The following is a 15,153-nucleotide window of genomic DNA, read 5'->3' on the forward strand; positions in this document are numbered from 1 at the left end:
ATCGACAAATAAATTTTGCCCGAAAAAAAGAACACCGTGGTAAACACACGATGTTCCCCGCTAAATTAAATTGATAATCATTTTAAATGCAGCCAGTTATTAAACAACGGCGTGTTTGGCTTTCAAGTCTTCCAAATATTTGAAGACTTGTTGACCAGCCACCCCACCATCCCCAACTGCTGTGGTAATCTGGCGCAAATCTTTTTGGCGAACATCACCAATCGCAAAGATTCCCGGTACTTTTGTATGCATTTCGCCGTCCGTTGGAATCCAACCAATTTCATCAGTGATACTTAATCCATTAAATGGTGCTGTCATCGGTAAATTACCGACGTAGATAAAGACACCATCTGCGGACATTGTGGTGGTTTCACCCGTTTGATTGTTACTGAGTTCCACACCAGTTACCTTCATATCGTCACCGACAATTTTGGTCACTTCGGTGTTCCAGACAAACTCCATCTTTTCATTCGCAAACGCTCGATCCTGTGCAACCTGTTGAGCACGTAAGTGATCCCGTCGATGTACCACCGTCACTTTATCAGCTAATTGCGTCAGATAGATGCCTTCTTCGATGGCACTATCACCACCACCTACGACCACCACATGCTTATTGCGGAAAAATGCGCCATCACATACCGCACAGTAGGAAACACCGCGTCCCGAAAATTCAGTTTCACCTGGAATGCCAAGTTTGCGATACTGCGAACCTGTTCCAATGACAATCGCCTTAGCAGTGTACTCATCTGTGTCCGTTTTGACGGTCTTGGTATCACCATGGTCTGTGATCGATTCAACCGCACCATAACCGTACTCAGCTCCGAATTGAGTGGCACCTTCATACATTGCACTCGCCAAATCTGGTCCTTGAATGGATTTAAAGCCCGGATAATTTTCAATCGCGGCCGTATTATTCATTTGACCACCATAAATGCCTCGATCAAGCAGTAAAACGGATAAATTTGCTCTTGAGGCATACAACGCTGCCGTCATGCCGCCAGGGCCAGCGCCAATCACAATGACATCATAATTATTTGCCATACTGTGCTTCCTTTCCGCAGCTACCTGCTCATCAGTGCATCCATCTTACTATCTTTTTGTAAGTAACACAATCATTTTGTTTAGCACGTGAGCCAGTCCGCTTTGATCCTGAGCATCAACGGACAGGCATGAATGGGTGATTTTGGCCCAATCGTGCTTGTTGGTTGGGCACAGGAAGCAGGTCTGGCGTGCATGTTTACATCATTTTATGAAAAATACGTCTCTTCCTTTTTCGTAGAAGGGGCGTATTAATTAAATTAAATCTCGCTTGAATTAACGCTTGTTCGCTTTAATGTCCTCAGCTAACTGTAAGACATAATCCCGCAGTTCATCCTTCACATCTGGATGACGTAAACCAAATTCAATGTTGGTCCGAATCAAACCAAATTTATAACCGACATCAAAGCGATCACCCTTGAATTCATGCGCATACACGTGTTGCGTTTTATTCAACAAATCAATGGCATCCGTTAACTGTAGCTCATTGCCTTTGCCATAAGGTGTTTGTTCCAATGCATCAAAAATTTGTGGTGTTAACAAGTAACGACCAATGATTGCTAAGTTAGATGGCGCATCCTCAGGCTTAGGCTTTTCAACGAAGTTCTTTACCTCAAACAGACCGTCGCTAACTTCTTGAGCTGGGTTAATTACCCCATACTTGTTAGTCTCTTCATGGGGAACCCGCATGACAGCTAAGGTTGATTCACCTGTTTCGTTATACCGATCAATCAATTGTTTAGTCAATGGCACTTGGTCTTCCATTAAATCATCACCAAGTAACACAACAAAGGGTTCGTCACCAATAAAGTCTTTGGCAGTCAGGACCGCGTCCCCTAAACCGCGCATATGGTTTTGCCGAATGAAATAAAGATTGCTGTCATTGCTCGATTGAACTGCCTCCAACATGGCATCTTTACCTTTATTCGCCAAATCTGCTTCCAATTCAGGTGCAGAATCGAAGTGATCTTCGATCGAGCGTTTGCCCCGCCCAGTCACGACACAGATTTCCTCAATGCCAGCTTTGTGGGCTTCTTCAACGATAAATTGAATCGTTGGCTTATCAACAATTGGCAGCATTTCCTTAGCGATTGCCTTCGTCTCTGGTAAAAACCGCGTACCGTAACCCGCTGCAGGGATGATGGCTTTCCTAACTTTTTGCATAACAACAAATTCCTTTCGTGTTTTGGTCGATGATCGACCGGTTTTGACTGGCGATATTAACCGAGTTCAGCACGCCCGTCGCGTTGCATGAGACCCGTAATCACAGAACGAACCTCCGCACCATTATACAAAACATCGTAAATGGCATCGGTAATTGGCATTTCAACATGTCGCTTAATCGCCAATTCGTGAGCGGCTTTCGTCGTTGCCACACCTTCAATAACCATGCCCATGGTCTCAATGACCTCGTCCAGCGTCTGCCCCTGACCTAGCTCATTACCAGCTCGCCAATTGCGTGAATTAACACTTGTCGCTGTAACAATCAGATCGCCAACTCCTGACAAGCCAATGAAGGTCAATGGATTAGCACCAAATGTCTGTCCGAGCCGACTAATCTCTGCCAGTCCTCGAGTAATTAAGGCAGCTTTCGCATTATCGCCGTAGCCAAGACCATGTAAGGCCCCTGCACCAATCGCGATAATGTTCTTCAACGCTGCACCAAATTCAGCACCAATTACATCAGTATTAGTATAAACCCTGAAATATGCATTCATAAAGAGTTTTTGAATTTTTCTTGCCGCATCCTCATTTTCACAAGCCGCGGTAATCAACGTGATATCCTTTTTAGCCACATCTTCTGCATGACTTGGCCCCGACAATACCACGATTGCATTACGTTGAGCCGCCGGAATTTCTTCAGCTAACATCTCTGAAACACGCTTATACGTGTTCTGTTCGAGGCCCTTTGTCGCATGAACGACAGTGACTGCTTGCTCATTGCTAACTAAAATTTTGGCAGCTTGGACGCTAACCTCACGAATAGCCTTAGTTGGGACTGCGAACAAAACAACCTCTGCACCAGTTATCGCAGTTTTCATGTCAGTTGTTGCTTTTAATTGATGTTGATACTCAAAGTTTGGCATGTAAGCGGCGTTTGTATGACGCTCATTTAATTCTTGAACTTGAGCAGGTTTATGTGACCAAAGCGTGACATTTTGCCCATTCTCGGTCAATAAATTGGCCAGCACGCTACCCCAAGAGCCGGCGCCTAACACTGCGATTCGTGATGCCATAACTTCCTCCTTTTAATGTGATCACTTGCCACACGGTTCCTAAAAAAGTTACTTTACAGTTGATTTGATGCCTGCTAAATACAGTGGGACTTGGCGGCGTCGGCGAATAATCAGCCAGCACCATGCGCCAACAAACAGCACCACAGATAGCCATTGGGACACACGAGCTGGCCCTAGCATTAGGCTATCTGTCCGCATCCCTTCAACGAAGAAGCGACCAAACGAATACCAAATAACGTACATGAAGAAGACCTCACCTTGACGATATAAGCCTTCTCGATGTCGGGTGGCCATCAACAAAACAAAACCAATTAAATCCCATAGCGATTCATACAAAAAAGTAGGAGTTCGATAAGCACCCTCAATATTCATCTGGGTAATAATAAAATCTGGTAAATGGAGTGCTTGTAAATGGGCCAAGGTGGTTATTTTGCCAAATGCCTCTTGGTTCATAAAATTGCCCCAGCGGCCAATTCCTTGGGCCATAATGACGGTCGGGGCCAACACATCTAAAAATAGAAATGTCGGGATTCCACGAGAATGGGTAAACCAAACCACCACGATGGCGGCCCCAATCAGCGCGCCGTAGATCGCAATACCGCCATCCCAAATGGCGATGACTTCGTTTAAATGATCTTTGTAGTAAGACCACTGAAACACCACATAGTAAGTCCTCGCCGCGATCAGCGCAGCTGGCAAGGCCCATAACAAAAAATCATACAGATCATCAGGATCAATGCCTCGCCGTTTAGACTCACGAACGGAAAGCCACAAGGCAATAAATACGCCAGTTGTGATAATGACGCCATACCAATGAATCTGTAAAGGCCCTAATTGTAACGCAATTGGGTTCAATGCTCCCATTATTAATTGCTGCATCTTTAGTGACCTTGGGCTTTCTGATCATCTTGGGGCTGAGCGGATGTTGGTAGATCCCCGGCAGCAGCTTCATCTCGTTTAGAATTTTCCTGAATCAACTGATTTAAATTGTGGTCAAACGTCTTGGTCGCATCATAGCCCATCGAACGAGCACGGAAATTCATCGCTGCCGATTCAATAATAATTGCCAAATTACGTCCTGTTTTAACGGGGATTGAAATCATTGGCACTTGCACATCAAAAATTTGTCGTTCATCTTCGGCGTTCCCAAGTCGATCAAATTGTGCATCTGTGGTCCAATTTTGTAAGTGCACAATGAGTTGGATTTTTGCCGAACTTCTTACAGCACCAGCACCATAAAGATTCATGACATCAATAATCCCAATCCCGCGAATTTCCATCAAGTGGTTTAAAATCTTTGGTGCTTCCCCGACGAGAGTTTGTTCATCTTGTTGGAAAACGTCTACCCGATCATCGGCAATTAATCGATGACCACGACGAATCAATTCCAATGCTGTTTCTGATTTACCAACGCCTGAGTCACCGGTAATCAAGACCCCTAAACCATAGATATCGATCAATACACCGTGAATTGATTGTCGTTTTGCTAAAACACCACTAAGGTAAATCGACATATTCGACAAAATTCGCGATGAAGTTTGTTTGCTACCAAGAACAGGAATATGTGCTTCATCCGCCGCTTGGATAAGTTCTGCCGGCGGTTCAATATTCGTTGATACAACAAAACATGGCGTTTTTGGATCTGCCATTTTTCGCATAATCATGAGCAATTCATCGTGACTCATTTTTTTAGAAAATGAGGTTTCCGTGATGCCTAACAACTGAATTCTTTCCGGAGGATAATAATTAAAATATCCGGTCATCTCCAAACCCGGCCGCGAAATATCCGGGGTTGTAATCCGCCGTTCATCAAGGTAATCAGCCCCGTCATAAACGGTGAGGCGGGCATTTTCGACCAATTCACGAACCGTTACACTATCTGCCATAACAAACCGCCTCCTTATTCTGCATTAAAATAACTAGAAATGATTGCGTTACAGATCGACATAATCACTGCCGCTAACATTGCCATGCCAAAATTCGCAATTTGAAAATTCTGTGCGCCAACAAAAAAGCTGGTTAGTTCCAACATGGCGGCGTTAATCACAATTGAAAACAAGCCCAATGTTAGAAACGTAATCGGTAGGGACAGGATCACTAAAAATGGTTTGATGGCGGCATTTAAAATTGCTAAAACAAGACTGGCCACTAAAGCGTACCAAACACTTGAAACTTGAAAACTGTTTCTAAAAAAGCCGGCAATTGCCAAGAATAACAAGGCATCAATCAAAATTCGTTGCCAAAATTTCATGCCATTCCTACCTTTCTCGGTGGTCGTGGACGTCGTGTTCTTCAGCATGAATCTCTTTACGACCCCGAGGCCGTGGAGAGTCCTTAGGTCGATTTTGCCCACTAAATAAATCGCCAAATAAGTTAAAGACGCTAGCATCACTCGTACGTTGATCACTTGGCATCCACCAAAGTAAAACGCCGTAAAGAACAACCGCTAGCAAGGTTATTAGTCCATGTGGAGGTAAAAATAAAGCTAGCAGCAAGTAGCCAATCCGTAAAATGGTTGGATTGATATGAAGAAAGCGACCCAAACCGCCGAAGACACCACCGATCCACCGATCAGTTGCTGACTTTGTTAATTTTTCTCGCGCCACGTTAATCACCTCAATGTTTCCTCATAAATTTGAATGTCCTAATTTTATCGCATTAAAAGTCATCTGACCAATTTTTCAAAACTAGAGCGTGAGCCATCACGGGTGAAGACAAGCACCAACGGGAAATCATGAGCGGGCGTTCTTGGCCCGAGCAGGGTTTCTGGTTGGGCCCAGGTTTCCGTGATGACAAGCGCGTTTTGACCAGAATGTGAACCAGACCCGCGTGATCCCGAACGCCAACGGACAAGATCACTCGGGTGGTTTTCACCCAGTTATGGTTGTTGGTTGGGCACTAGGATCAGGTCTGGCGAACGTGTTTTAACAAGGTATGCGTCCTACATAAAGTCCACGACTCACCCATCTAAATCGTCTCACATCGGCATCAAACTTAATATGGGCTCCTGATCAAATTATCAAATATTTTAATTGAACGAAAAGAAGCCTACAAGCCTGGCGATATTTAATAAAAAGCCACCGCCAAAATTAATGGTCGGTAGCTTGTTAGTTTACAGATTGTTAAATTTGATCAAAATCGATTACTCGTCGGTTGGTGTGTCAGTTGTATTACGCGGATTTAATTCTACGATCTTTCCGGTTTGTAAATAGACAATCCATTCACAAATATTGGTCACGTAATCACCAATCCGTTTCAAAAATTGAGCGACAGCCATGTAATCTGTACTACCCACAACTACTTCAGGATCCTGTCGCATTTGATCGATACTCTCTCGATAAATCAATTGGTAATAATCGCCAGCTCTAGCATCCACTAAGGCAATTTGTCGAGCCCGCTGATCGTCATCTTTCACATAAGCATCTAAAACATCAGCGACCATTTGCTGAACAATCCGGCCCATTTCAGAAATATGTTGTTCAATGACAGCCACGCGTTTATTGCCTTTCACTCGAATCGTTGATTGAGCAACACTACGCGCATAATCACCCATTCGTTCTAAATCTGATACAGCTTTCAAAATGGTGACAATCTCCCGTAGATCTGTTGTCACAGGTTGATATAACGCAATCATTTCAAACGATTTTTTTTCTAAGCTAACCTCTCGATCATTAATCTGATGATCATTATCGATGACAGCTTGAGCAACGGTGCGATCGTGGTTAACAAACGCCGTTACTGCCTTTCCAATCGCTTCTGAAACTAACATCCCTAACTCTGTAAACCCAGTGTCTAGATCATTTAGTTCATCATCAAATAGTCGTCTCATCGTTTTTGCACCTCTATCCCCTTATTTAGGGGGTTCCGCCTTAACCAAACCGCCCTGAAATATAATCTTGAGTCTCCTGTCGCGCTGGTTCCATAAACATCGTTTTTGTGTCGTTAACCTCAATGAGTTCACCTTGTAAAAAGAAGGCGGTGCGGTCTGCAATCCGTGACGCTTGCTGCAGGTTATGCGTCACCATGATGATTGTGTAGTCATACCTTAACTTTAATAAAGTTTCTTCGATCACGTGGCTTGAAACCGGATCTAACGCACTGGTCGGTTCGTCCAGTAGAAGGACATCCGGAGAAACGGCTAAGACCCGCGCAATACAAATTCGCTGTTGTTGCCCACCGGAAAGTGCCAACGCGTTCTTGTGGAGATCATCTTTAACTTCATCCCAGATGGCCGCTTGTTTAAGACTATTTTCCACGGCTTCATCCAAAACCTGTTTGTCACGCACGCCCGCTAAGCGTAACCCATAAACCACATTTTCATAAATCGAAAAGGGAAACGGATTGGGTTGTTGAAAGACCATACCAACTTGTTTTCGGAGCGCCACAATATCTTCCCCGGGCGCATAAATATTTTGATCTTTAAAAAGGACATTGCCGGTAATCGTCACCCCATCGATGAGGTCATTCATTCGATTCAAACTACGTAAAAAAGTCGACTTACCACAACCTGACGGACCAATTAGAGCCGAAATGCCCTTTTCTTGAAAAGACAAATTAATTCCCTTTAGTGCCTCTTTTTGCCCATAAAATAAATGTAAATTATCAGTCTCAATGATGGGTGTTGCCATGTCATTCTCCTCTCATGACCACCTGCAATTTCAATCAAGTCAGTTACAACTTAGCCAAAGTTACCGGAAATATAGTCGTTAGTGATGGCAACCTTAGGGCGGGTGAAGATTTTACGCGCTTCATCATATTCCAATACCTTGCCTAGATGAAAGAAAGCAGTGAAGTCGCTAATTCTGGCGGCTTGTTGCATGTTATGCGTGACGATAATAATCGTATAGTGTTCTTTTAATTTCAGTAACGTATCTTCAATCTGTGAGGTCGCCACGGGATCTAACGCACTTGCCGGTTCGTCTAGCAATAAAATGTCCGGTTTCATCGCAACTGCGCGAGCAATACACAAACGCTGTTGTTGCCCGCCCGATAAAGCAAGGGCGCTCTTATGCAACTCATCTTTGACTTGATCCCACATCGCGGCTTGCCGTAAGGACGTTTCGACAATTTCATCAAGTTGATGACGATCTCGTAAGCCACGTTGCTTTAATGCAAACGTGATGTTGTCGTAGATCGACTTAGCAAATGGATTTGGTCGTTGAAACACCATCCCAATGTGCCGCCGCATCTCGTACACATCAATTTGATTACTATTAATGTCTAAGCCACGATACATAATTTGTCCGTCAACCCGGGCAACACCATCGTTCATCCGGTTAAGCGATCGCAAAAAAGTTGATTTCCCTGAACCTGACGCGCCAATTAAGGCTGTGATTTTGTAGCGTTCAAACTGTAGATCGCCCTCGCTGAGTGCTTCATTGTCACCATAATAAACATGTAAATTGTGTGTTGAGAGTGCGATTTCATGTTGTTGCTCATCAAATTGAAAAATGTTTCGCTCAGGTGCTTGCGTTGTAGATGCTGATGGTTCGGTCATCATAACCATTTCCTCCTCGTATCAATCCGCCGCCGTTAAGTGTCGATAGACGCGTTGGCCCACCCAACGAGCTAAAACATTGAATAGTAGCACTGCCAACACTAGAACCGCTGAAGAGCCGGCTGAAACAGCGCTGGCATCTGGCATGATGCCTTCTGAGTTAATTTTCCAGATATGAACGGCTAACGTTTCGGCAGGACGCATTGGGTTCAATGGACTGGCGATGTTAAATGGATTCCAATCCGCAAAATTTAAAGCTGGCGCTGATTGGCCAGATGTATAAATCAAAGCGGCAGCTTCACCAAAAACGCGACCTGCGCTCAAGATAACACCAGTTAAAATACTGGGTACCGCTACGGGCAAAATGATGTGAGTTACCGTTTCCCATCGCGATAGCCCTAATGCTAATCCCGCCTCTCGCTGCAAGTTGGGAATTGCTGCCAAGGAGCCTTCGATACTGCGAGTCAGCAGTGGTAAGTTGAAGAATGTTAGCGCTAAAGCACCAGAAAGAATTGAAAAGCCCATTTTGAACCGAACGACGAAGAGTAAGAAGCCAAATAAACCAACGACCACGGATGGCAGCGAACTCAAAATTTCGATTGCGGAGCGAATCAATGTCGTCACCCAATTTTTCTGCGCATATTCATTCAAATAAATGCCTGCGCCTAATGCGATTGGAAATGAGATGAGCATCGCTAAGATGAGTAAATAAAATGAGTTAAAGAGCTGAATGCCAATGCCCCCGCCAGCACTAAAAGCTTTGGCCGGTGTCGTGAGAAATTGCCAAGTGAGTTTGGGAAAACCGGCTAATAGAATATAGCCCAGTAAGAAAATCAAGATAAGGATCACAGTTCCCGCAATACCATAAAAAATGCCAGTGGCCACTTTATCTGCTGTCTTTGCATTCATTAGCGAAGTGCCCCTTTCCGACCAATCAAACGGATAACAACGTTAAAGACCAGTGACATAACGAGTAAGACCAAAGCCAGTGACCACAAGGCGTTGTTTTGCAAACTACCCATTACTGTATTACCAATTCCTTCCGTCAGCACAGACGTTAATGTCGATGACGGTGAAACAAGGTTATGTGGCAATAACGTTGCATTCCCAACAACCATTTGAACTGCCAGCGCCTCACCGAAAGCTCTCGCCATGCCAAAGACAATTGCCGTTAAGATCCCCGGCGTGGCTGCCCGTAAAACGACCTTGTAAATCGTTTGCCAACGGGTCGCACCTAGCGCCAATGACGCTTCACGATAGTAACGAGGGACTGATTTTAACGTATCTGCAGTCATTGAGGTTACTGTTGGGAGAATCATGACAAATAAGACAAATGTTCCCGATAGAATACCAAAACCACTGCCACCAAATGTGTGACGGACAAACGGAACAACCACACTTAAGCCGATAAATCCATAAACCACTGATGGAATGCCAACCAACAATTCAGTGACTGGTTGGAGAATCTTGGCGCCATTTTTCGGTGCAATCTCATTCATGAATACAGCCGTTCCGATTGCAAATGGGGTGGCAACGACGGCTGATAATAGCGTGATTAAAAATGAGCCAACAATCATCGGTAACGCACCAACTTGGGGTTTTCCGTGAACCGAGACCGATGGATCCCATGTTTTTCCAGTTAAAAAGTCCCATGGGTTAACATGATTTTCAAAAAAAGTTGCTAACCCCTTGGCCGCCACGAACCAGAAAATGGCAACCACCACCACCAGAATTAACAATAAAGCTAAAAAGCTAATCACTCGCCCGCGGCGTTCGGTTCGTGTCGCTTGAGAAGTCTGTTGTAAGGCTGTTTTGATTTTATCCATTTCACTCTTACCCCTTATTTGTCAGCGAACCGGTGTCACTTCACCACTAACACTGCGTTTGATTTGCATCTGAGACATACTAATGTACCCTAGTTGCTGAACCAGCGTGGTTTGAATCCGCGGTGATTGGATATAGTTGAGGAAGGATTTAGTCACACCGGTGGGTTGCCCTTTTGTGTACATATGTTCATAAGACCACACTGGCCATTTACCAGTGGTGACATTGCGATTGGTTGGGCTAACACCATTTAAAGCGACCTTCTTCACTGATTTATCTGCGTAGGAAAAAGCAACATAACTAATGGCGCCTGGCGTAGAACTGACAATCGAGCGAACCATTCCCGACGAATCTTGGGCCTGCGCCGTTTTAACCTGATGCCCAGCCAAGGCCCAACGTTCAAACGTCGCCCGTGTTCCAGAACCTTGCGCTCGGTTAATGATGGTAATAGGAACGTTGGTACCACCAAGTTGGCGCCAATTCGTATAGGTACCATCAAAAATTCGTTGCAGTTGCGTCGTTGTCAAATTAGTCACACCAACCTTAGGATTAATAATTGGCACGATCCCCACCACCGCGACACGGTGATCGACGAGTTGTTTTGACTGAATCCCGCTTTGTTCTTCCGCAAAGACATCAGAATTCCCAATGGCTACTGCACCGGACTGAATCTGACTCAGTCCTGTTCCCGAGCCACCACCTTGGACATTGATAAATACGCCTAAGTGATCGCCTGCATATTGTTCACCGGCGGCTTCGACTAATGGTTGTAACGCGGTCGAACCAACGACGGTAATTGAACCGTCGCGCATGGCGCGCTGGCGTGTCTGGTAGCCGGCGGTTAAAAGTCCTGCAATGCCAACGACTAACACAACCAGCCAAAACTGTCGTTTATTCATAGTACCCTCCTGAAATCAATGCGGAAATGAACACGTTTGGCGCCAACGTATTGCTCCCCATCAACTCTAACTAAGTCTAGCGGGCCAATGTAAAGAAGCTAAGGACGTTATGTAAAGGTTTTGTAAATATGAAAAAGCGTCTGGGCTAGCTTTGTCATTTCTGACTAAATGCTAGCGCAAACGCTAAAATCACTGGGAAATTATTACTTAATTTTTTCTGGAAATTGAACCGTCATGGTTGTCCCCGCCTCAGGTCGGCTACTAACGACGATGTGCCCACCTAATAACTCTGTCAACTCTTTGACAATTGCTAGCCCCAGCCCTGTACCAGGAATTCGTTGTTTATTGCGTGAAGGATCTCCTCGATAAAAACGTTCAAAAATTCGCTCTTGTTGCTCAACAGTCATTCCTTGACCGGTGTCAGTAACGGTCAGCTGCCAGCCAGTTGGCGTTGCCGTGGCATTAATGGTAATCTGGCCAGCATCATGATTATACTTAATCGCGTTTGACAGCAAGTTGTTTGCAATCTGATCAAATTTAGCCGCATCAGTTTGAACTTTGAACTGTGGCGAAATGGCATTCACCACAGTTAATGAACGGCGGCGAATCGATTGACTTTGTAACTGGATCTGTTGATCAATCAACGTCTTAATGTCAACTTTTGTCATGACCAATGCTCGTTTGGTTGGGTTCTGCAATCGTGAAACAGACAAAACATCCTCGATCAATAGCATCAGCTGATGTGCTTGATCATTAATGATTGTCAAAAACTCGCGACGTTTTTGTGGATCCATATCCGCCCCAGCTAATAAAGTCTCTGAAAAGCCCGTGATTGCAGTTAACGGGGTTTTTAATTCATGAGAAGCATTCGCCACAAAATCAACCTGCATCTGCTCAATCCGTGCAACCTCGGTTAAATCATAAAGCAGAACCAACACTTGTGGATGATAGGGTCGCGGTTCTGTAAAAATCGTTGAAACCTCTAACGTTCGTTTGGTGGCCGGTAATGTGAGGGTTAAAGTCTGGCGACGATTAGCTTGCTCTCGTAACGCCGCCTCAATTTGGGCAGTTAAATCAAATTGTTTAATATCTTGCGTATACAAATGTGGTAATGGCAATTGCTCGGTTTCAAGTAATTGGACGGCCATTGGATTCATTAACTGAGTTTGCCGACGTCGATCAATGACCATTACCCCCACCGGTAGATATTTCAATAAATTATCTAGTTCATTTTCTTGACGCTGAAAGACATGACTTTGATGACGCAACGCTTCCGCAGCCATATTGATTGCTTGGCCCAAATCTGCATAGGCATGATCGGCGGGCAGTAGGATACGATGCGTTTGGTCCGGCGCGGTTAGTTTCATAACTTGGGTTGTTAGGTCATGTACGACGTGTTCTTGGGCAGCCACTAATCGCCAAATAATCCCCAATTCAATTAACATGGCTCCGATAACCAGGCCGGCGATCACCCAGCCACGTTGACTGGACTGCCCATCATTAATGGTGGCCAATAAACTTGCCAGCAAGATAAAGTTCATCAGTCCGGCAATTACCAATAATCGTAATTTAAACGTTCGCATGATTTAATCTCCAAATTGATACCCAAAGCCCCGCACCGTTTTTAAATATCGCGGGTGCTTAGGATCGGCTTCAATTTTCTCACGCAGATGACTGATATGCATGTCTACCATCCGCGTGTCGCCAGCGTAGTCAAATCCCCACACGCCGTTTAACAAAGTTTCCCGATCTAAGACACGGCCTTGCCGATGGATTAAATAATCTAATAATTCAAATTCTTTTGGCGTTAAAACAATTGATTCACCAGATCGTGTAACCCGCAAGCGATCTTCATCAACCGACAAATCTCCGATTGTGATTTTCCGAACGAGTTGCTGTTCTGTTGGTGTAACACGTTCACTGCGTCGCGTAACGGCCTTAATCCGCGCCAAGATCTCTCGCGGCGAAAATGGTTTGGTGACATAATCATCGGCTCCAATTTCCAGTCCAAAAACGCGATCAAATTCTTCTCCTTTGGCTGTGACAATAATAATAGGTGTGTCATTACCCGCCTGTCGCGCGCGCTTGGTGACTTCCATACCATCTAACTCAGGGAGCATTAAATCGAGCAACACACAAAAATATGCGTTGGCGGTGATTTTAGTTAAGGCATCCGCTCCTGTGGCGGCAGTATCAACTGCATAACCTGCCTGTTCCAAGTTATATTGCAGCAACGTCACAATACTTGGTTCATCATCAACCACTAAAATTCGTTTCATGCTTTGATCCTCTCTTATTGGTGCCATGCGTGCTTCTGCAGAGAGTATAGCAATAAACTCAGAGTGGAACCAGCCTGGGATGATCCTGAGCATTAACGGGTCAACAAAAAGCGTTTAGGACAAAGCTAAAATCTAAATATCACTTCCAACCTAAATCGTCAAAAATACGGGATCACAAGTCAAGTGACTCGTGTCCCGCTCTCTCAATCAAGCTATTCAGGATTCTTTTGCTTTAAATTCCACTGCAAGTAGGCATCAATAAATGGATCAAGGTCACCATCAAGCACTGCCTGCGCATTACCCGTTTCATAATTAGTACGGTGGTCTTTCACCATGGTGTAGGGTTGGAAAACATACGAACGAATTTGCGACCCCCAGCCAATTTCCATCTGAGTTCCCTCAAGTTTGGCCTTTTCTTCGGCCTTCTTTTGCTCCTCACGTTCGTAGAGTTTCGCTTTCAACATCGCCATCGCCGTCGCTTTGTTTTGAAATTGTGACCGCTGTGCTTGTGACGAAACCACGATACCAGTCGGCTCATGGATCAGTCGCACGGCCGATGATGTCTTGTTAATGTGCTGCCCACCAGCTCCGCTGGAACGAAAGACCTCCATCCGAATATCATCCGGATTTAAATCAACTTCCACTGAATCATCTAGCTCTGGCATCACATCCACACTCACAAATGAGGTGTGGCGACGCCCAGCCGAATCAAAGGGCGAGATGCGGACAAATCGATGAACGCCTTTTTCACTACGTAGATAGCCATAGGCATTCGTACCTGAAATCAACACCGTCGCACTATCCAAACCGGCAACATCGCCAGCCTGATAATCTTCAATATCGACGCTAAACCCATGCTGTTCAGCCCACCGCGTATACATACGTAGCAAGTTTTGACCCCAATCTTGGGATTCAGTTCCCCCCGCACCAGGGTGAATTTCTAAAATTGCATTGTTTGCGTCGTAAGGTTCATCAAGCAGTTGAGTTAACCGGTACGCCTGCAGCCGTCTGGCAGTATCCGCCACGTCAGTATCTAGTTGAGCAGCCATTTCAGGGTCGTCATCTTCCTCTAATAACTCGATGGTAACCGCCAAATTTTCAACTGCTTCTTGTAACTCCATAAATGTGTCATGTTTCGCTTTTAACGCGTTATTCGCATCGATCAATTTTTGAGCAGCGACGTTGTCGTTCCAAAAATCTGGTTCAGCCATTTTAGCTTCGTTTTCTGAAATGCTTTCATTCAAGGCTTCGAGGTCAAAGTGACCCCCTAAAGTTCGTGATTTGTTGTTGCATGTCAGCTAATTTTTGCCGAGCTTCGGCTAATTCCATTCCAACCACTCCTTATTTCTATGAATTTTTGACCCTTAATTGCACAACAA

Annotated in this window: 16 protein-coding genes; all 16 read right to left on the bottom strand. The window is 44.8% G+C overall.

The features are described from left to right. Nucleotides 1–99 precede the first annotated feature (99 nt). Entirely contained in the window at nt 100–1,041 is a 942-nt protein-coding gene (trxB, locus tag ACYQ0Y_RS04430; protein ID WP_407883927.1) for a thioredoxin-disulfide reductase, read from the bottom strand. Between the two features lie 273 nt (nt 1,042–1,314). Next, nucleotides 1,315–2,202, bottom strand: coding sequence for a UTP--glucose-1-phosphate uridylyltransferase GalU (gene galU, locus ACYQ0Y_RS04435; protein ID WP_407883929.1), 888 nt, complete (start codon nt 2,200–2,202; stop codon nt 1,315–1,317). 56 nt (nt 2,203–2,258) lie between these two features. Continuing rightward, nucleotides 2,259–3,275: an NAD(P)H-dependent glycerol-3-phosphate dehydrogenase gene (locus ACYQ0Y_RS04440; protein ID WP_407883931.1), complete on the bottom strand. Its 1,017-nt coding sequence runs from the start codon at nt 3,273–3,275 to the stop codon at nt 2,259–2,261. A 48-nt stretch (nt 3,276–3,323) separates the two neighbouring features. Then, nucleotides 3,324–4,154 carry a prolipoprotein diacylglyceryl transferase gene (gene lgt, locus ACYQ0Y_RS04445; RefSeq protein ID WP_407883933.1) on the bottom strand — a complete coding sequence of 277 codons (831 nt, stop codon included), beginning with the start codon at nt 4,152–4,154 and terminating at the stop codon, nt 3,324–3,326. Nucleotides 4,155–4,156: 2 nt separating this feature from the next. Then, nucleotides 4,157–5,161 carry an HPr(Ser) kinase/phosphatase gene (gene hprK, locus ACYQ0Y_RS04450; protein WP_407883935.1) on the bottom strand — a complete coding sequence of 335 codons (1,005 nt, stop codon included), beginning with the start codon at nt 5,159–5,161 and terminating at the stop codon, nt 4,157–4,159. Between the two features lie 14 nt (nt 5,162–5,175). Beyond that, nucleotides 5,176–5,526, bottom strand: a complete 351-nt coding sequence (locus ACYQ0Y_RS04455; RefSeq protein WP_407883937.1) for a phage holin family protein — start codon at nt 5,524–5,526, stop codon at nt 5,176–5,178. A 7-nt stretch (nt 5,527–5,533) separates the two neighbouring features. Beyond that, nucleotides 5,534–5,881: a PspC domain-containing protein gene (locus tag ACYQ0Y_RS04460; protein ID WP_407883939.1), complete on the bottom strand. Its 348-nt coding sequence runs from the start codon at nt 5,879–5,881 to the stop codon at nt 5,534–5,536. Between the two features lie 536 nt (nt 5,882–6,417). Next, complete coding sequence (phoU, locus tag ACYQ0Y_RS04465) at nt 6,418–7,104, bottom strand: phosphate signaling complex protein PhoU (RefSeq protein ID WP_407883941.1); 687 nt, start codon at nt 7,102–7,104, stop codon at nt 6,418–6,420. A gap of 40 nt (nt 7,105–7,144) precedes the next feature. Further along, nucleotides 7,145–7,903: a phosphate ABC transporter ATP-binding protein PstB gene (pstB, locus tag ACYQ0Y_RS04470; protein ID WP_407883943.1), complete on the bottom strand. Its 759-nt coding sequence runs from the start codon at nt 7,901–7,903 to the stop codon at nt 7,145–7,147. A gap of 50 nt (nt 7,904–7,953) precedes the next feature. Continuing rightward, entirely contained in the window at nt 7,954–8,772 is an 819-nt protein-coding gene (gene pstB, locus ACYQ0Y_RS04475; RefSeq protein WP_407884028.1) for a phosphate ABC transporter ATP-binding protein PstB, read from the bottom strand. A gap of 21 nt (nt 8,773–8,793) precedes the next feature. Continuing rightward, entirely contained in the window at nt 8,794–9,681 is an 888-nt protein-coding gene (gene pstA, locus ACYQ0Y_RS04480; RefSeq protein ID WP_407883945.1) for a phosphate ABC transporter permease PstA, read from the bottom strand. Next, a complete protein-coding gene (pstC, locus tag ACYQ0Y_RS04485) occupies nt 9,681–10,598 on the bottom strand; it encodes a phosphate ABC transporter permease subunit PstC (RefSeq protein WP_407883947.1) in 918 nt (305 codons plus the stop codon). Before pstC ends, pstA begins: the two co-directional genes overlap by 1 nt. 21 nt (nt 10,599–10,619) lie before the next feature. Next, the gene (locus ACYQ0Y_RS04490; RefSeq protein ID WP_407883949.1) at nt 10,620–11,495 is read right to left on the bottom strand and encodes a phosphate ABC transporter substrate-binding protein PstS family protein; all 876 of its coding nucleotides are present in this window, start codon (nt 11,493–11,495) and stop codon (nt 10,620–10,622) included. 203 nt (nt 11,496–11,698) lie between these two features. After that, complete coding sequence (locus ACYQ0Y_RS04495; RefSeq protein ID WP_407883951.1) at nt 11,699–13,078, bottom strand: sensor histidine kinase; 1,380 nt, start codon at nt 13,076–13,078, stop codon at nt 11,699–11,701. A gap of 3 nt (nt 13,079–13,081) precedes the next feature. After that, entirely contained in the window at nt 13,082–13,774 is a 693-nt protein-coding gene (locus ACYQ0Y_RS04500) for a response regulator transcription factor (RefSeq protein WP_407883952.1), read from the bottom strand. Nucleotides 13,775–13,986: 212 nt separating this feature from the next. Then, a protein-coding gene (prfB, locus tag ACYQ0Y_RS04505; RefSeq protein WP_407883954.1) for a peptide chain release factor 2 occupies nt 13,987–15,103 on the bottom strand; the annotation gives its coding sequence in 2 pieces (ribosomal slippage) (nt 13,987–15,030 and nt 15,032–15,103; 1,116 coding nt in all). Between the last annotated feature and the right edge of the window lie 50 nt (nt 15,104–15,153).

The sequence above is a fragment of the Furfurilactobacillus curtus genome (assembly GCF_054657915.1).

Coding starts and splice junctions, on each gene's coding strand:
- lgt (WP_407883933.1), bottom strand. CDS start 4,154: ATGCAGCAATTAATAATGGGAGCATTGAACCCAATTGCGTTACAATTA.
- ACYQ0Y_RS04500 (WP_407883952.1), bottom strand. CDS start 13,774: ATGAAACGAATTTTAGTGGTTGATGATGAACCAAGTATTGTGACGTTG.
- phoU (WP_407883941.1), bottom strand. CDS start 7,104: ATGAGACGACTATTTGATGATGAACTAAATGATCTAGACACTGGGTTT.
- ACYQ0Y_RS04490 (WP_407883949.1), bottom strand. CDS start 11,495: ATGAATAAACGACAGTTTTGGCTGGTTGTGTTAGTCGTTGGCATTGCA.
- trxB (WP_407883927.1), bottom strand. CDS start 1,041: ATGGCAAATAATTATGATGTCATTGTGATTGGCGCTGGCCCTGGCGGC.
- ACYQ0Y_RS04495 (WP_407883951.1), bottom strand. CDS start 13,078: ATGCGAACGTTTAAATTACGATTATTGGTAATTGCCGGACTGATGAAC.
- ACYQ0Y_RS04440 (WP_407883931.1), bottom strand. CDS start 3,275: ATGGCATCACGAATCGCAGTGTTAGGCGCCGGCTCTTGGGGTAGCGTG.
- ACYQ0Y_RS04455 (WP_407883937.1), bottom strand. CDS start 5,526: ATGAAATTTTGGCAACGAATTTTGATTGATGCCTTGTTATTCTTGGCA.
- hprK (WP_407883935.1), bottom strand. CDS start 5,161: ATGGCAGATAGTGTAACGGTTCGTGAATTGGTCGAAAATGCCCGCCTC.
- galU (WP_407883929.1), bottom strand. CDS start 2,202: ATGCAAAAAGTTAGGAAAGCCATCATCCCTGCAGCGGGTTACGGTACG.
- pstB (WP_407883943.1), bottom strand. CDS start 7,903: ATGGCAACACCCATCATTGAGACTGATAATTTACATTTATTTTATGGG.
- pstA (WP_407883945.1), bottom strand. CDS start 9,681: ATGAATGCAAAGACAGCAGATAAAGTGGCCACTGGCATTTTTTATGGT.
- pstB (WP_407884028.1), bottom strand. CDS start 8,772: ATGACCGAACCATCAGCATCTACAACGCAAGCACCTGAGCGAAACATT.
- pstC (WP_407883947.1), bottom strand. CDS start 10,598: ATGGATAAAATCAAAACAGCCTTACAACAGACTTCTCAAGCGACACGA.